Source organism: Enterobacter sp. Acro-832, from assembly GCF_011752745.1.
Taxonomy (GTDB): Bacteria; Pseudomonadota; Gammaproteobacteria; order Enterobacterales; family Enterobacteriaceae; genus Enterobacter; species Enterobacter quasiroggenkampii.
In genome coordinates, this window is record NZ_VWWX01000003.1 from 330,928 (window position 1) to 346,200 (window position 15,273).

Consider the following 15,273-nt stretch of genomic DNA (forward strand, 5'->3'; position numbering starts at 1 on the left):
TGAAATGGCGTCGTGGAATATCCCCACTACGCTTAAAAAAAGATAATAAAAACAGTCCTTCTTCGAAGGATCTTTTCACCTGCACAGCAAGAGACTCCCTATGGCTACGATGACATGGCTGTATCCGCACGCGCCTCAAAACGATCTGTTTTCGCTTTCTGCCATTCGACGACGCGCCGACAGGCTAATACTGGTGCTCATCTGGTCGCTGTGGGCCATCTCGCTGGGCGTGGGCTATATCAACGAAAACATCATTCAGGGGGCGATTGTCGGCACTTCACTGGCCTGTTTATCGACGCTGCTGACGCTGGTGTTCCCCGGCGCGCTGTTGCTCCGCCTGAGCTCTGCGTGTGTGCTAATGGCATTTTCCGCGCTGCTGATTCATCTGGGCGAAGGTGAAACCGAATACCATTTCTCGGTTTTCGTCCTGCTTTCCGCGCTCCTTGCCTGGCGAGACTGGCGCCCGCTGGTGATGGGGGCGGCGGTCATCGCATTACATCACCTGGTGTTCAACTATCTGCAGGAAAACGACCTGTACGGCGTCGTGGTGTTCATGCACACCGGCTTTCATATGTTGGTTTTCCACGGGCTGTTTGTGGTGGTCCAGACCGCGATCCTGGTTCTGCTGGCGATTCGTATGGAGCAGGACGCTCGCTCGGCGAGCGAGGTGGCAAGGCTGGCGGGGGTGATCAACCGCGAACCGGGGTACCTCACGCTGGCCGTCGATGCGGCACCCGCAGAGTCTCCCTTTGCCCGTACGTTCAGCCTGACGCTGGGCACCATGCGCGCCACGCTTGAGCAGGTCAGCGCCAATATTGGGCAACTGCTGGAGGCATCCCGCGCGTTAGGGCAACGCAACAGCGCGCTGTCGGAACGTACCGATCACCAGGCAAGTTCGCTGGCGACGGCGGCCAGTGCGATGGAACAACTGAGGGCTGTCGCCACCCTGACCAGTGAAAAAGCCCGCCAGGTTCGGGAGGTGGCATTCAGTACCAGTAACGTGGCGGAGCAGGGAGGCCATAACGTACGGCAGGCGATTGCGGCGATGGAGCACATTCGCGAGGAGTCGCAGCGCATTTACGCCATTCTGGAGCTGATCGACGGGATTGCGTTCCAGACCAATATCCTGTCGCTCAACGCCTCGGTCGAGGCTGCCAGAGCGGGGGAACATGGCAAAGGCTTCGCGGTAGTTGCCTCGGAAGTGCGCGTGCTGGCCCAGCGCAGCGAGGGGGCTGCAAAAGACATTCGCCAACTGCTGACCGCATCGCAGGCAACCACGCTGCAGGGCGTCGAGCAGGTTGAGCAGGCCGGTATGACAATGAAGTCGATCATTGAGAGCATTGAAGGGCTCCGCTCGCTTCTGGAGGAGCTGTCGCAGATGAGCGAGCAGCAACGGGCTAGCATTGCGCAGATGAACGACAGTATTGCCAGCATCGATGCCAGCGTGCAGGAGAACGTGCGTCACGTAGCGCAAACGCTGCAGGTGGCTGAAGCGCAGCGGCAGCAGACGGGGCAGTTAAAAGAGGCGATTGCCGTATTCAGATTTAATTAGCGTTGCGGTTCGGAAGGGGCGCTGGCGCCAGACGCCAGCGCGTCCTCATCAAGCGCAACGCAGGTGACGTTTGAGGTGCGGTACTCACCGTCTGACAGTTTGCGCGTCAGACGCAGAGTGGCGATTTCTCTGGCAAGCAGATACTGGTAATTGGCCTCGAGGCGACCCAGAAGCTTCTCTTTCAGCTCTGGCCGCTGTTCCATGATGGCGTTCATCACGGCACCGTAAATTTCTTCTTTGACCTGTAGCGGATAAATTTCACGGCGATTCTGCCATTTCAGCCGCACCAGCGTTGCCGGGATCGATACCAGGTCTTGGGTAATACGCGTCATCTCGTCATTTTTTGTGTTTCGCAGCGCATCGAGATTTTGCTTTAAGATAAATTCATCACTTTTCTTATCATCTAAAGTCAAATAAACGTCGTTGTTTTTAACTTCCTTCACGTTAATCCTCCCCCAGGCTATAAAAAATTGGGTTGTTTTTTTCACGCGTAATTAAGTTAAGCCAAATTTCATTGCCCGCTTCGTTAATTTCTTTGGTTTTTTCGGCCAATATTTGACTTAGTTTCTGGGCATCTATTTCTCCTTCGGCCTGCAGATCGTTCAGCAGGTGGACGAAGGCTTCAATTTTTATGGCGCGAAATAAGCGGTCTTTAATATGGCGATCGTGCTCTTCCAGCAACATATTACGGGATTTGCCGGTGCGGGAAACACCAATTAATATATCAGGCTCGAAATCAGAGAGCTTTCTTTTCCCCTGAGTGAAACTGACCTCTTTTTCTGCTTCCGTCGGTTGCTGTTCCACAGGCGTAATGTGGTACTTAGCCGGGACGAGATAGTCGGGCAGCATTTTTAATTTCCTTTAATTTCAACAGGGTGGGGTTGGTAAAGGCGTGAGATTCGTTGACAATATCATGAGGCAAATTTAAAATCAAAAAAAATGGAGCCTACCCATGAACAGCATCTTTTTTACGGTCATCACATTACTATTACTGACCGCTGGTGTGCTTTTATTGATGCAGGAGTTCAATAAAACGAAAGTGTCGAAAGACGCCAGTGAACCGCCGCAACCGGAACTCATGACAAAAGAGGAAGGAGAAGACCATTTCTCTGTATTGATGAACTCCGTTACGCCTGTCTGGTACTGGCGGGTGAACCATGAATATATCGACTTTTTACACGCGACAATTAAACGCATGAAAATGTCGGAAATTAATGACACGCCAGGACTGTTTGAGGCACAGCGTCGCTGTAGCGACCTGAATTCAGCCGTGTATAAATATTATGACAATATCAAAAAACGCTGCCTTAACGGCGAGAAGGTCTCTTATTCCGATCTGGACGTATTAAATTTGCGTCAGTGTTTTCGTGAGTTCAGCCTGGAAGCCTACCCGGAGCTGGTGGTGCTGGTCTGGCCGGAGTATGCCCGTCCGGAAGTTAACCCCGACAACGTCTGAGTCACCAGACTGGTGAGTTATTGCAAACAGTCAGCGCCATTGGGATATACTGGGCGCTGGTTTCTTTTGCAAACAGGACTTTATGGAACGCTTTTTTGAAAACGCCATGTACGCCTCTCGCTGGATACTGGCCCCCGTCTATTTTGGCCTTTCGCTGGCGCTTATCGCGCTGACGATTAAGTTCTTTCAGGAAATCCTGCACGTTCTGCCGAACATTTTTTCTATTGCCGAGGCGGATTTGATACTGGTTCTGCTGTCGCTGGTGGATATGACCCTGGTGGGCGGACTGCTGGTGATGGTGATGTTTTCCGGCTACGAGAATTTTGTCTCCCAGCTGGATATCGACGAGCGTAAAGAGAAGCTCAGTTGGTTGGGCAAAATGGATGCCTCGTCGCTGAAGAATAAAGTGGCCGCGTCGATTGTGGCGATCTCTTCTATCCACCTGTTACGCGTGTTTATGGACGCGAAGAACGTGCCGGATAACAAACTGATGTGGTATGTCATTATCCATCTGACGTTTGTGCTGTCTGCGTTTGTGATGGGGTATCTGGATAAGATCAGTAAGAAGTAATTCCCCTCACTTAAGCTCCCTCTCCCTGTGGGAGAGGGCCAGGGTGAGGGCATCAGACCGCACTATTTATCCGACGACGCCTGCCACAGATTCAACTCTCCATCCGCGACATGCTGGTCAATCCGCTTGAGTTCATCCTCAGTAAAGTGCAGGTTATCCAGCGCCCGGGCGTTCTCCTCAATCTGTTCCGGGCGGCTTGCGCCAATCAGCACTGACGTCACGCGCGCGTCTTTCAGCAACCAGCTCAACGCCATCTGCGCCATGGTCTGACCCCGCGCCTGCGCCATCTCACTCAGCAAACGCAGACTGTTCAGGTTGGCTTCGGTCAGCATTTTTTCGTTCAGACCGCGGACTTTCTTGCCTTCACGCTGCATGCGAGAATCTTCAGGAATACCGTTCAGGTATTTTCCGGTCAGCAGCCCCTGCGCCAGCGGGGTAAAGGCGATACACCCGGTCCCGTTTGCTGCCAGCGCATCCAGCAAACCGGTCTTATCGACCCAGCGGTTGAGCAGGTTATAGGACGGCTGGTGGATCAGCAGGGGGATCTTCCACTCGCGCAGCAGCTCGGCCATTTTTTGCGTGCGCCCGGTTGAGTAGGAGGAAATGCCCACATACAGCGCTTTCCCACTCTGCACCGCCTGTGCCAGCGCAGAGGCTGTCTCTTCCATCGGCGTGTTTTCATCCACGCGGTGGGAATAGAAAATATCCACGTATTCGACGCCCAGGCGCTTCAGGCTCTGATCGAGGCTGGCGAGCAGATATTTGCGTGACCCGCCCGAACCATATGGCCCCGGCCACATGTCGTAACCGGCCTTGGTGGAGATCACCAGCTCGTCGCGGTACGCGGCAAAGTCTTCCCGCAGCAGGCGGCCGAAATTCTCTTCCGCGCTACCCGCCGGAGGTCCGTAGTTATTGGCCAGATCGAAATGGGTGATGCCGAGGTCGAAGGCTTTGCGCAGCAGCGCCCGCTGGGCTTCAAGAGGCTGGACATGGCCGAAGCTGTGCCACAGTCCCAGCGACAGCGCGGGCAGGCGCAGGCCACTCTTGCCACAGTGGCGGTACTGCATATTCTCGTAGCGGTCAGGGGCAGGGTACCAGGACATGATGTCTCCTTTTCTTATCGATAATTTTTTGAAACGTCGTTTTCATTCTGAACTTATCACATCAGTAAGCGCGAAGATAATGGTTAACGGCGGCTGTGCGACCAGTGAAGCCACGCTAATTAAAAATGATCACAAAACGTTATAATTTCCCTCTTTCCTGCCGATAACGAGAGAAGTACTCGCCTCTGGGCGAATTCACCCTCACGGCAAGGAAGACTTATGAATATGCTCCGTAATTTCACGATCCGTTTCGTCATGCTGGCGATTCTCGGGATCTTTTGTGTAATGTGGGCGGGTGTGGGGCTGTACAGCACCTGGTCCCTGTCTCGCGTTTCAGATGGCAACGAGGTGGACCGCCAGCTGGTCAAGCAGATGACGGTGCTCAGCCAGGGCAACGATCAGTATTTCCGCTTTGTGACCCGCCTGAGCCGCGCAATGGAAGTCAAAGCCGCAGGCGGCACGCCGGATCTCGCCTCTGCCCAGCAGGCGCTGGATAACATGGGCAAGAAGCTGGCTGAGATGAAAGCCATTTCTCCAGGCCCAATGGATGAGCAGGTCTCTTCACGGGTGATCGGTGCCTGGCAGGCGCTGCTCGAACAGGGCGTGACGCCGCAAATGCAGCAGGCGAAACTGGGCGCGCTGGACGGCTATCGTCAGCAGGCCAACAACGTCACCCCACCGCTGAGCCGCGCGTTCGGTGCGGCGGCTGAAGAGTTTAACAATGCTGCCGCGAAGTCGCTCGACAGTACCCGCGTGGTGGTGGACGGCCTGACCAGCATGACCCGCACGGTGATTATCATCGCCACGATCGTCGGCCTGCTGATCCTGCTCTTCACCGACCGTTATCTGGTGGCGATGCTGGTTAAACCGCTGGATCGCATTCGCCAGCAGTTCCGCCAGATTGCCCAGGGCGATCTCAGCCAGCCCATCGAGCCGTTCGGCCGCAACTGCGTGGGCCAACTGGTGCCGCTGCTGAGCGCCATGCAGGACAGCCTGCGCGAAGCGGTCAGCACGATCCGCTCCGGCAGTGAGAATATCTGGCGCGGCGCGACGGAGATTTCCAGCGGTAACAACGATCTCTCCTCCCGTACCGAAGAGCAGGCGGCGGCGCTGGAAGAGACGGCTGCCAGCATGGAACAGCTGACCGCCACGGTGAAGCTGAACGCGGAGAGTGCGCGCCAGGCAAGCCAGCTGGCCGATGTGGCCTCAACCACCGCCAGCCGCGGCGGCTCGCTGGTGGTTGAGGTGGTGACCACCATGAGCGGTATTTCGGAAAGCTCGAAGAAAATTGCTGAAATCACCAACGTCATTAACAGCATTGCCTTCCAGACCAATATTCTGGCACTCAACGCGGCGGTTGAAGCCGCACGCGCGGGTGAACAGGGCCGAGGCTTTGCCGTCGTCGCAGGCGAAGTTCGCAACCTGGCAAGCCGCAGCGCCAACGCGGCAAAAGAGATTGAAGGGCTGATTACCGACTCCGTGTCCCGCGTCGAGCAGGGGGCGAAGCTGGTGGGCGATACCGGCACCACCATGGATGCGATTTTGCGGGACGTGACGGAAGTGACGACCATTATGAAGCAAATTGCCTCGGCCTCTGAGGAGCAGAGTAAGGGCATTTCGCAGGTCGGAATTGCCATTACCCAGATGGACGGTGTTACCCAGCAAAACGCCTCGCTGGTGGAGGAGGTTTCCGCGGCGGCGGCGGCGCTTGAGCGTCAGACCGAAGATCTTCAGCGCTCGGTGCAGAAGTTCCGCCTGACGGCATAACGCAACGTGATAAGGCCGCCTTGTGCGGCCTTATATTATTAACGCCTTCCTCATTCAGCGGCGCTGAAACTGCTATTCTTTTGCTAACCCCTGACGTTCTGGGCTCTCTTCTACGAGGTGTTGCTATGAACAGATCGTTATCTTTTATCCCTGTCCTTTCTCTCATTTTTCTGACGCTTTTCTCGGTTTCCGCCAGTGCGACCCAGCAGGCGCAAGAACGGCGCGTAGCGCGTGATGTCAGGCAGGAAACCCGCGATGCGTCACGGCAGGTGAAGCAGACCTGCGTGGCGAACAATAACCAGAGTAATCACGACTGCCGCCAGGACAAGCGTCAGATGAAACAGGCCGGACGGCAAAAAGCGCGGGATATTAAGTATTAACATAACAGGTGAGGCGGCATGCAAGCGTATTTCTTGCCGCCTTTTTAAAAAACGTAAGTCAATATTTTTTAAATATTTAATTATTTGCTTGTAACAATGTATTTGGCATTTTCTGCACATTCCAGAACATGAAAATTAATATTGTCTTAAGATTCAGTCGACATAATGAATTATCTTCTTGATACCGGAAATAATTCAATTTATGAAAAACCGTATTATTTTATTTACTGCCCTGGCAGGTTTTGCCGTGGTCAATACAGCGATGGCCCAGAGCGTCACGGTCGATGTTCCTACCGGGTATAAGGTCGTGATTGTTCCGCAGTCAGCTACGGTTCCTGAGGCGGTAAGCGTTGCGCCTGCACCTGCACAAACAACATATGCCGCCCCTGCACCGGTCTATCATCCGCGTGCACGCCATGTGGCGAGCGTGGCGGAAGGGATGGTGATTGAGCATCAGTATGACGATCACCATTGATGCATTGCCCGGGTCGCACATCCGGCCTATTTTGGAGTGGCTCTCACGCTGTTGTGTTTAATCCTGCTGTTGCAATTCGGGATATTGGGTATCCCGTTGCAGATGCCACTTCGGCGATACGCTTAAATGAGGGATTACCGTTTGGTGATAGTGATTTGTAGAGTGATTCGCGAGAAATGCCTGCGCGTTTTGCAATGACAGTCATCCCGCCGGAGGCTTCTATAACATGCCGTAAAGCCAGCATGAATGCCTCATAGCCTCCGGGCTCGTCAATTTCAATGAAAGCCTGATGAAGATATACGGGCGCGAAATCCGGAGAATCTTTCAGGAGTTGTACCATTGCGTCATCATGGAGTACTGATTTAGCCATTGCGATTTCCTTTTATATCCTGCGCTTGTAGTCGTTGAGGTACTCAACGGCTCTTTCAATATCTGCACTTTGCTTTTTTTTCGTTCCAGTCAGTAGCACCAGACTCACTGCGCCATCTGCCGGATCGGAGACTTCGCTGAAATAGACACGGTAACCCGGCCCCTGGTTAATTCTGAGCTCTGAAACGCTCTCTCTGCATGGTTTACAATCACCATAGTTACCCGTTGACATTCTGGCGACACGCGTGGCAATCATGGCTTTTGCTATGGGATCTTTCACACTTCTTAGATAGGCATCAAAAGGGTCATACCCGTCAGCTGTGATGTAGTGTTTAACCTTAGCCATTATTGTAGCCTGTAGTTTACGATAAGCAAATGTATTGTAATCTTCAGGCTACGACTGGCAATTGTTAACATCGCTGCGACAGAGGGGAAATGCTATTTCGGAAAACGGCTCGCAAAAATGCGAGATTGGGGGTGGGGTTATTACTGAACAGTAATGAGGCCGGGCACGCGCTGCGACACCCGGCGAAATTTATCAGTGCGTCGCTTCACCAATCAGCGCGCCCGTGCCTGCGCCAACGGCTGCACCTTTCAGCACGCTCTTGCCGGTAACCGCCGCGGCACCTGCGCCCACGGCAGCCCCTACGGCGCCACCTTTACGCGCGGCTTTACCTTTGTCGCCGTTTTTGAACATGGCACCCGTGCCTGCGCCAACAACGGCACCGCCAACGGTGGATTTCAGATCTTTGCCCGTGGCCGCGCCAATGGCAGCGCCTGCTACCGCGCCAGCGGCGGTTTTATCGATGGCCATTCCCGAGGTGGAAAAAATGAGGGCGCTGATAACCAGCGTTGTTTTAATCAGTTTCATAACAGATCCTTTGTGACTGCTGTCGGTTGATACGTCACTTCTCACTCTGAGGTGAGAAAAACGCACAGATAGTGCCAGCAATACCGGCTCAACCTTTAGGCCAATCATGCCCTGAGCAAGGATCTCTGTTGCCGGGCGGCGATCCGCCCGGCAGAACATTACGCCTGACGCTTATCTTCCGTATTGGTCTCGAAGTCGCTCGCCGCGTGGCGTTCGTGGAGCTGCTCGTTCAGCTCGCCGCTGGTGCGGTTAACGATACGTCCGCGCTTAACGGCATGGCGATTCGCCACGTCTTTCGCCCAGCGCTGCACGTTGGTGTACTTCTCTGCATCCAGGAACTCGGCGGCGTTGTACACGCTGCCCAGCGCCACGCAGCCGAACCATGGCCAGATGGCGATATCCGCGATGGTGTACTCCTCACCCGCCACGTAGCGACCGCGCGCCAGCTGTTTATCCAACACGTCGAACAGGCGTTTAGCTTCCATGGTGAAGCGGTCAATCGCGTACTCGATTTTCACCGGGGCATAGTTGTAGAAGTGACCAAAACCGCCGCCGAGGAACGGCGCCGCGCCCTGCAGCCAGAACAGCCAGTTCAGCGTCTCGGTGCGTCCCGCGGGATCTTTCGGCAGGAAGTGGCCGAATTTCTCTGCCAGATAGAGCAGAATATTGCCGGATTCAAAGACGCGCGTTGGCGGGTTCGTGGAGTGGTCACGCAGCGCCGGTATTTTCGAGTTCGGGTTCACCTCAACGAAGCCGCTGGAGAACTGATCGCCCTCGCCGATGCGGATCAACCACGCGTCGTACTCCGCGCCCGTCACGCCCAGCGCCAGCAGCTCTTCAAGCATGATCGTCACTTTCTGGCCGTTCGGTGTGCCCAGCGAGTAGAGCTGCAGCGGGTGAGAACCGACAGGAAGATCTTTCTCATGGGTCGCGCCGGAAATGGGGCGGTTGATGTTGGCGAACGCGCCGCCGTTGTTCTTTTTCCATTCCCACACTTTGGGTGGCTGATAGGTGTTGTCTGACATGTTGGCCTGCCTTTTTTGTGATGTGTTGAGGCAGTGTAGCAGGAGATTTGTGAACCGTTTAACGTTGTGAGCGCAAGCAATTAACCGCTATTCCTTCTGCTGCTTATATATCAAATCCGGCATAAGCTTAATCGAAAATCGCATTTTCATAACTAATGCGTTAATGGATAAAGCTGCATATGATGCTTCAACATAAATAAAAGATGCAGTCATAAACACTTTATAAGGCAAGGAGTTAGTGAGATGCGCAAGCTTCTGTTATCGGCAGTGGTCGTTTCGATCGCGTTAGGCCTGGCGGGCTGTGATGATGCGAAAAATAAAGAGACCAATACGCCCCCTGCGGCAAAAAGCGACGCGCCAAAAGCGGGCGGTTCGCTGATTATCGGGATTACCTCCGGCGATCCGTTAGCCGTGAATCCGCTCTATGCCAGCGACCGTACCACGTTAACCATCATGCAGGCGCTCTATGCCCCGCTCTATAGCTTCAACAACGGTAAGATTGAGTGGGGCCTGGCGGAAAGCCTGACGCCCTCCGCCGACAACCTGAGCTACACCCTGACGTTAAAACCCAACCTGAAATGGCAGGACGGACAGCCGCTGACGGCGGACGACGTGGTCTTTACGTTCAATAAGCTGCTGGATGCCAAACAGCACAGCTTCTTCCGCAGCATGTTCACCTACGGCGGCAAGCCAGTACAGGTAAGCAAGGTTGACGACCGCACCGTTAAGTTCACCTTACCGCAGGTCAGCGCGGCCTTTACCGGCACGCTGGTACAGATCTACCCGATCCCGCAGCACGTGTTCGCCAGCGAAGGCGACCTGGAAAAGAGCAGCAAAAACGATGCACCGGTCGGCTCCGGGCCGTTCAAATTTAAAGAGTACCGCGCCGGGCAGTACTACGCCCTGACCCGTTTTGACGATTACTGGAACGGCAAAGCGAAGCTCGATTCGGTCACCTACCGTTTCGCCAAAGACAGTAACGCCGCCAACCTTGCGCTGCAAAACGGTGAAATCAACCTCAAGATGGTTGACCCGCAGGATGTGAACCGCCTGAAAAATACCGGTAAGTTTGACTTCGTGGTCTATCCGGAAGGCCGCCTGGCCTATATGACGTTCAACCAGAACGTGCCGGTGATGAAGAGCAAAGAACTCCGTCAGGCCATTGCTTACGCCATCAACAAAGACGAGCTGACCCAGACCGCCTTTACCTCGCTGGACTACGCCAAACCGGCGACCTCGTTCCTGACGCCCGATACGCTTTACAAAACGGATGACGTTGAACAGTACACATTCGATCTGCAAAAGGCCAAAGAGCGGCTTAAAGCGTCCGGCGCGCCGGACAACCTCAAGCTGCGCCTGGCGTATGTGAACACCAACAAAACCCAGGAGAGCATGGCGCTCTATATTCAGCAGGCGCTGAAGGGCATTGGGGTGAACGTAGAGCTGATGCCGCTTGATTCCAACGCCATGTCCCAGCGCAGCCTCGATATGAACAATACCGCGTGGGAGCTCAACCTGGGCGGCTACATCATGGGCTCCGAGCCGGACGGCTACAAATCGCTGTTCATGAGCAACGAAGCCTATAACTACGCGCACTACAAAAATCCGCAGTTTGATGCCCTGTGGGATAAAGGCGCCGTGGAAACTGACGCCGCGAAACGGGCTGATATCTACAAGCACATTCAGCAGACCGTGGCGAACGACATGACCTACTACCCGATCGCCTATACCAATGCGACCGTCGCGGTGGACAAGCGTTTTGGCGGTACCGAGGAAGCAGAGCCGAAACCGGTCTATCTGTTCCAGGATCTGTCAAAAATCTATCAGAAATAAGCGATTGCCCCGACCGTCGGGTCGGGGCCTTGGTAAGGGCATGTCGTGAACACACTTCTCACGCGTCGGCTGCTGCAGCTGCTGCCGATGCTGTTCTTTATTTCACTGGTGGCGTTTTTGCTGGTCAAACTCGCGCCCGGCGATCCGGTGGCGGCGTACATTACGCCGCGTATGGCTCCGGAAGATATCGAACGTATCCGCCAGAGCCTGGGGCTGGATAAGCCCCTGGTCACGCAGTACGTCCTGTGGCTGAAAAACGTCCTGCAGGGCGATCTCGGCTATTCGCTGATCTACCACCGTCCGGTGCTGGAGATGATCGGCGAACGCATTCCGGCCACGCTGGGGCTGATGGGCGCGTCGCTGCTGCTGGCGATCGTGCTGGCCATCCCGCTCGGCCTGCTGGCGGGGGCATTTAAGCACCGCTGGCTGGATCATCTCCTGAACCTGTTCGCCTATATCGGCATCTCGGTGCCGATTTTCTGGTTCGGCATCTTGCTCATTACGGTCTTTGCCGTGCAGCTTAACTGGTTCCCCAGCATGGGGATGCGCACCATCGGTATGGAAGATAATGCGCTGGACGTGTTGCGTCACGGCGTGCTGCCGTGTATTGCCCTCACGTTTTATAACCTTTCCAGCTACGTGCGCTACATCCGCTCCAACACCATCTCGCAGCTCTCGGCCGACTACGTGCAGACCCAGCTGGCTTACGGCGCCACGCGTTCCAGTATTCTTTTCCGCCACGTGCTGAAAAACGTGCTGCTGCCGGTGATCACCCTGTTCGGCCTGTCGTTTGGTGAGCTGATCGTGGGGGCCTATGTGACGGAAAGCGTCTTCTCGTGGCCGGGGATGGGGCTGCTTGGGATCCAGTCGATCGCCTCGCTGGACTACCCGCTGATCATGGCGATCATCATGCTCTCATCGATGATGTTGATCGTCGGTAACCTGATCGCCGATCTGCTTTATCGCTTCGCCGATCCCCGCATTCGTACGCTGAGGTAACCCGGATGAGCAGACGCTGGCTGCAGGTTCGTCACCAGCTGCGCCGCAATCGTCCGGCGCAGTTCTCCCTGTTTGTGCTTTTTATTTTCGTTGTCGCCGCGCTCTGTGCGGGGTTAAGTCCGTACGATCCGGATCGGATGGCGCTCGGCGCACGCACGCTACCGCCGGATGCCGCACACTGGTTCGGCACCGACGAGTATGGACGCGACTACTTCACCCGCGCGCTGTATGGCGGACAGATCTCCCTGATGGTCGGTTTTCTCGCCATGCTCTTTTCCACGCTTATCGGTACGGTGGTGGGAACGGTGAGCGGCTATTTTGGCGGCTGGCTGGATAACCTGATGATGCGCGCCGTGGATATCCTGATGGCCATTCCGGCCTTCTTCCTGCTGCTGGTGGTGAATGCGTACCTCAAGCCGGGTGTGGATAACATCATTCTGATCATCAGCCTGCTGACGTGGATGAACATGTCGCGGCTGGTACGCGCAGAAACCTTATCGGTGAAAGAGCGCGAGTATGTGCTTTATGCCCGCGCGTCGGGGGAAAACCCGCTGCGCATTATCGTGCGCCACATTATTCCCGGCGTGCTGCCGACCATTATCGTGGCCGCCACGCTCAATATCGCCTCGGCCATTCTGATGGAGTCGACGCTCAGCTTCCTTGGGCTCGGCGTGCAGGCACCGGCGGCGTCGTGGGGAAGCATGCTCAACAACGCCCAGTCTTATATTGGCGAAGCGTCGTGGCTGGCGATGTTCCCCGGTATTCTGATCCTGCTGACGGTGTTCAGCTTTAATGTGCTGGGAGATGTCTTCCGTACCGCCTTTGAGCCAGGAGCGAATCGCGATGAGTAACCTGTTAGCGCTTGAGAACCTGCAAACCACCTTCCGCACCCGCGAGGGCGAGGTTCACGCGGTGCGCGGCGTGAGCTTTCAGGTGCAGCCGGGCGAACTTGTCGGCATTGTTGGCGAGTCGGGCTGCGGGAAAAGCGTCACCTGTAAGTCGATTATCCAGCTTCTGGGAAACAACGGACGGATAACCGGCGGCAGCATTCGCTTCCAGAATGACGATCTGGCGCAGAAAACCCCTGCGCAGATGCGCGCCATTCGCGGCAACGAGATCGCGATGATTTTCCAGGATCCGATGACCGCCCTGAACCCGGTGCTGACCATCGGCAAACAGATGGCAGAGATCCTGATGCGCAATAAAGGACTGACCAAAAAAGCGGCCAAAGCGGCGGCGATCGCCATGCTGGAACAGGTGGGGATTGCTGAGGCGGAACGCCGATACGACCAGTATCCCCACGAGTTTAGCGGCGGGATGCGCCAGCGGGTGATGATCGCCATTGCGCTCTCCTGCAACCCTAAGCTGCTTATTGCCGATGAGCCGACCACCGCGCTGGACGTCACCATTCAGGCGCAGATCCTGCGTCTGCTGAAAAGCCTGCAACAGCAGACCCAAACCGCGATTCTGCTGATCACCCACGATCTCGGCGTGGTGGCGCAGGTCTGCAGCCGCGTGGTGGTGATGTACGGCGGGCTGGTAATGGAAGAGGGGAGCGTGGAAGACATTTTTTATCGCCCTGCGCATCCTTACACCCAGGGGCTGCTGGCCTCGCTGCCGCGTCCGGATGAGGTTAATCAACGTTTATCGCCCATTGAAGGCGCACCGCCTGGCCTGCTTAACCCGCCGCCGGGCTGTCCCTTCGCCGAACGCTGCCCGAAACGCATGCCCCAGTGTGAACGGCAGCCCGCTTTTTACGCCATGGGAGAGGGCCATCGCGCCGCCTGCTGGCTATGGGCCGATAAGGAGATGCAGGCATGAGTGAACAACAGGTGCCATTAGTGAGCGTGCGCGATCTGCGCAAACACTATCCGCTTAACGGCAGTTTGCTGCGTAAAGGCGCGGCCGTGAAGGCGGTTGATGGCGTGAGCTTTGATATCCAGCCCGGCGAGACGTTTGGCCTGGTGGGGGAGTCAGGCTGCGGGAAATCCACTCTCGGGCGCGCCATCCTGCGCCTCTTCGATATCACCGCGGGCGAAATCCACTTTGCCGGACAGGCGATTGCCCACGCCCGCGAAAAAGAGCTCAAGCCGCTGCGTAAGAGGATGCAGGCGATTTTTCAGGACCCTTACTCCTCGCTTAACCCCGGCATGACGGTACGACAGCTGGTGGCCGAGCCGATGCAGATCCACGGCTACAGCCGTGAAGAACAGCGCGAACGGACGGAAACGCTGCTCTACAAAGTCGGGCTGAAGCAGGAGCACCTTGAGCGGTTCCCGCATGAGTTCAGCGGCGGGCAGCGCCAGCGCATCAGTATTGCCCGCGCGTTGTCCGTGCGTCCTGAATTTGTGCTGTGCGATGAGCCGCTCTCGGCGCTGGACGTCTCGGTGCAGGCGCAGGTGGTGAATATTCTGCAGGATCTGCAGCAGGAGCTGGGGCTGACCTATCTATTCATCGCCCACGATCTCTCGATGGTGCGTCATATCTCCAGCCGCATTGGGGTGATGTATCTCGGTAAGCTGGTGGAGGTGGCCCCGGCGAATGAACTGTATCAGCGTCCGGCGCACCCTTATACCCGCGCGCTGCTGGCGGCGGTTCCCCAGCCCGACCCGCGCATTCGCAACCTCGAAGACGCAACCCTGCGCGGCGAAATGCCCGGCCCTACGTCCGCGCTGCCGGGCTGTAAGTTCTGCAGCCGCTGCCCGCATACCATGCCGGTTTGCCAGACACAGGAGCCAGCGATGCAGGAGATCGCGCCAGGACATTTTGCGGCGTGCTGGTTGTTTAAGATGTGAGCCTTAAACGTGTCGGGTGGCGCTTCGCTTACCCGACCTAGAGGGGTTTGTGTTTTGTCGGCCGGGTAAGGCGAATT

Annotated in this window: 18 protein-coding genes; 11 read left to right on the top strand and 7 right to left on the bottom strand. The window is 55.9% G+C overall.

Annotated elements, in window-relative coordinates:
- The first annotated feature begins 100 nt into the window (after positions 1-100).
- Positions 101-1,552, top strand: coding sequence for a methyl-accepting chemotaxis protein (locus tag F3J31_RS12995; protein WP_167213519.1), 1,452 nt, complete (start codon positions 101-103; stop codon positions 1,550-1,552).
- On the opposite strand, the gene F3J31_RS13000 is transcribed toward F3J31_RS12995, so the two are convergent.
- Positions 1,549-1,995: a hypothetical protein gene (locus F3J31_RS13000; protein ID WP_045909962.1), complete on the bottom strand. Its 447-nt coding sequence runs from the start codon at positions 1,993-1,995 to the stop codon at positions 1,549-1,551. The genes F3J31_RS12995 and F3J31_RS13000 overlap by 4 nt on opposite strands.
- Before the next feature lies 1 nt (position 1,996).
- On the bottom strand, positions 1,997-2,401 hold the full coding sequence (locus F3J31_RS13005) for a hypothetical protein (RefSeq protein ID WP_008499807.1): 405 nt from the start codon (positions 2,399-2,401) through the stop codon (positions 1,997-1,999).
- Positions 2,402-2,504: 103 nt separating this feature from the next.
- Between F3J31_RS13005 and F3J31_RS13010 the strand changes: the two genes are divergently transcribed.
- Positions 2,505-3,008: a hypothetical protein gene (locus F3J31_RS13010; RefSeq protein WP_045909961.1), complete on the top strand. Its 504-nt coding sequence runs from the start codon at positions 2,505-2,507 to the stop codon at positions 3,006-3,008.
- 82 nt (positions 3,009-3,090) lie between these two features.
- Positions 3,091-3,579 carry a TIGR00645 family protein gene (locus F3J31_RS13015; RefSeq protein WP_008499805.1) on the top strand — a complete coding sequence of 163 codons (489 nt, stop codon included), beginning with the start codon at positions 3,091-3,093 and terminating at the stop codon, positions 3,577-3,579.
- A gap of 62 nt (positions 3,580-3,641) precedes the next feature.
- Here F3J31_RS13015 and F3J31_RS13020 read toward each other — a convergent pair whose 3' ends face one another.
- Positions 3,642-4,682 carry an aldo/keto reductase gene (locus F3J31_RS13020; protein WP_167213522.1) on the bottom strand — a complete coding sequence of 347 codons (1,041 nt, stop codon included), beginning with the start codon at positions 4,680-4,682 and terminating at the stop codon, positions 3,642-3,644.
- A gap of 219 nt (positions 4,683-4,901) precedes the next feature.
- Here F3J31_RS13020 and F3J31_RS13025 point away from each other — a divergent pair, with 219 nt between their 5' ends.
- The 3 genes from F3J31_RS13025 (at position 4,902) to F3J31_RS13035 (ending at position 7,304) form a co-directional block, all read left to right on the top strand.
- Positions 4,902-6,449, top strand: a complete 1,548-nt coding sequence (locus F3J31_RS13025) for a methyl-accepting chemotaxis protein (RefSeq protein WP_167213525.1) — start codon at positions 4,902-4,904, stop codon at positions 6,447-6,449.
- Positions 6,450-6,574: 125 nt separating this feature from the next.
- A complete protein-coding gene (locus F3J31_RS13030) occupies positions 6,575-6,829 on the top strand; it encodes a hypothetical protein (protein ID WP_048029030.1) in 255 nt (84 codons plus the stop codon).
- 202 nt (positions 6,830-7,031) lie between these two features.
- A complete protein-coding gene (locus F3J31_RS13035; RefSeq protein ID WP_063622434.1) occupies positions 7,032-7,304 on the top strand; it encodes a hypothetical protein in 273 nt (90 codons plus the stop codon).
- Positions 7,305-7,347: 43 nt separating this feature from the next.
- On the opposite strand, the gene F3J31_RS13040 is transcribed toward F3J31_RS13035, so the two are convergent.
- From F3J31_RS13040 to yghU, 4 genes are all read right to left on the bottom strand, one after another.
- Positions 7,348-7,674 carry a DNA-binding protein gene (locus tag F3J31_RS13040; RefSeq protein ID WP_008499799.1) on the bottom strand — a complete coding sequence of 109 codons (327 nt, stop codon included), beginning with the start codon at positions 7,672-7,674 and terminating at the stop codon, positions 7,348-7,350.
- 12 nt (positions 7,675-7,686) lie between these two features.
- Positions 7,687-8,019, bottom strand: coding sequence for a type II toxin-antitoxin system RelE/ParE family toxin (locus F3J31_RS13045; protein ID WP_008499798.1), 333 nt, complete (start codon positions 8,017-8,019; stop codon positions 7,687-7,689).
- A gap of 192 nt (positions 8,020-8,211) precedes the next feature.
- Complete coding sequence (locus F3J31_RS13050; protein WP_008499797.1) at positions 8,212-8,544, bottom strand: glycine zipper domain-containing protein; 333 nt, start codon at positions 8,542-8,544, stop codon at positions 8,212-8,214.
- A 158-nt stretch (positions 8,545-8,702) separates the two neighbouring features.
- On the bottom strand, positions 8,703-9,569 hold the full coding sequence (yghU, locus tag F3J31_RS13055; RefSeq protein ID WP_008499796.1) for a glutathione-dependent disulfide-bond oxidoreductase: 867 nt from the start codon (positions 9,567-9,569) through the stop codon (positions 8,703-8,705).
- A gap of 243 nt (positions 9,570-9,812) precedes the next feature.
- Here yghU and F3J31_RS13060 point away from each other — a divergent pair, with 243 nt between their 5' ends.
- From F3J31_RS13060 to F3J31_RS13080, 5 genes are read left to right on the top strand one after another with little or no spacing between them, the layout of a single operon-like run.
- On the top strand, positions 9,813-11,402 hold the full coding sequence (locus tag F3J31_RS13060; RefSeq protein ID WP_167213527.1) for an ABC transporter substrate-binding protein: 1,590 nt from the start codon (positions 9,813-9,815) through the stop codon (positions 11,400-11,402).
- Positions 11,403-11,447: 45 nt separating this feature from the next.
- The gene (locus tag F3J31_RS13065; protein ID WP_008499794.1) at positions 11,448-12,401 is read left to right on the top strand and encodes an ABC transporter permease; all 954 of its coding nucleotides are present in this window, start codon (positions 11,448-11,450) and stop codon (positions 12,399-12,401) included.
- Between the two features lie 5 nt (positions 12,402-12,406).
- A complete protein-coding gene (locus F3J31_RS13070) occupies positions 12,407-13,252 on the top strand; it encodes an ABC transporter permease (RefSeq protein WP_048029034.1) in 846 nt (281 codons plus the stop codon).
- Positions 13,245-14,222 (top strand): ABC transporter ATP-binding protein, encoded by a 978-nt coding sequence (locus F3J31_RS13075; RefSeq protein WP_045909951.1) that lies wholly within the window; start codon positions 13,245-13,247, stop codon positions 14,220-14,222. The genes F3J31_RS13070 and F3J31_RS13075 overlap by 8 nt, the downstream gene beginning before the upstream one ends.
- Positions 14,219-15,196, top strand: a complete 978-nt coding sequence (locus tag F3J31_RS13080) for an ABC transporter ATP-binding protein (RefSeq protein WP_167213530.1) — start codon at positions 14,219-14,221, stop codon at positions 15,194-15,196. Before F3J31_RS13075 ends, F3J31_RS13080 begins: the two co-directional genes overlap by 4 nt.
- Positions 15,197-15,273 lie beyond the last annotated feature (77 nt).

What these genes read in the sequence shown, in the direction of transcription:
- F3J31_RS12995 (WP_167213519.1), top strand. Translation starts at nt 101, where the DNA reads ATGGCTACGATGACATGGCTGTATCCGCACGCGCCTCAAAACGATCTG.
- F3J31_RS13005 (WP_008499807.1), bottom strand. Translation starts at nt 2,401, where the DNA reads ATGCTGCCCGACTATCTCGTCCCGGCTAAGTACCACATTACGCCTGTG.
- F3J31_RS13010 (WP_045909961.1), top strand. Translation starts at nt 2,505, where the DNA reads ATGAACAGCATCTTTTTTACGGTCATCACATTACTATTACTGACCGCT.
- F3J31_RS13015 (WP_008499805.1), top strand. Translation starts at nt 3,091, where the DNA reads ATGGAACGCTTTTTTGAAAACGCCATGTACGCCTCTCGCTGGATACTG.
- F3J31_RS13020 (WP_167213522.1), bottom strand. Translation starts at nt 4,682, where the DNA reads ATGTCCTGGTACCCTGCCCCTGACCGCTACGAGAATATGCAGTACCGC.
- F3J31_RS13025 (WP_167213525.1), top strand. Translation starts at nt 4,902, where the DNA reads ATGAATATGCTCCGTAATTTCACGATCCGTTTCGTCATGCTGGCGATT.
- F3J31_RS13030 (WP_048029030.1), top strand. Translation starts at nt 6,575, where the DNA reads ATGAACAGATCGTTATCTTTTATCCCTGTCCTTTCTCTCATTTTTCTG.
- F3J31_RS13035 (WP_063622434.1), top strand. Translation starts at nt 7,032, where the DNA reads ATGAAAAACCGTATTATTTTATTTACTGCCCTGGCAGGTTTTGCCGTG.
- F3J31_RS13040 (WP_008499799.1), bottom strand. Translation starts at nt 7,674, where the DNA reads ATGGCTAAATCAGTACTCCATGATGACGCAATGGTACAACTCCTGAAA.
- F3J31_RS13045 (WP_008499798.1), bottom strand. Translation starts at nt 8,019, where the DNA reads ATGGCTAAGGTTAAACACTACATCACAGCTGACGGGTATGACCCTTTT.
- F3J31_RS13050 (WP_008499797.1), bottom strand. Translation starts at nt 8,544, where the DNA reads ATGAAACTGATTAAAACAACGCTGGTTATCAGCGCCCTCATTTTTTCC.
- yghU (WP_008499796.1), bottom strand. Translation starts at nt 9,569, where the DNA reads ATGTCAGACAACACCTATCAGCCACCCAAAGTGTGGGAATGGAAAAAG.
- F3J31_RS13060 (WP_167213527.1), top strand. Translation starts at nt 9,813, where the DNA reads ATGCGCAAGCTTCTGTTATCGGCAGTGGTCGTTTCGATCGCGTTAGGC.
- F3J31_RS13070 (WP_048029034.1), top strand. Translation starts at nt 12,407, where the DNA reads ATGAGCAGACGCTGGCTGCAGGTTCGTCACCAGCTGCGCCGCAATCGT.
- F3J31_RS13075 (WP_045909951.1), top strand. Translation starts at nt 13,245, where the DNA reads ATGAGTAACCTGTTAGCGCTTGAGAACCTGCAAACCACCTTCCGCACC.
- F3J31_RS13080 (WP_167213530.1), top strand. Translation starts at nt 14,219, where the DNA reads ATGAGTGAACAACAGGTGCCATTAGTGAGCGTGCGCGATCTGCGCAAA.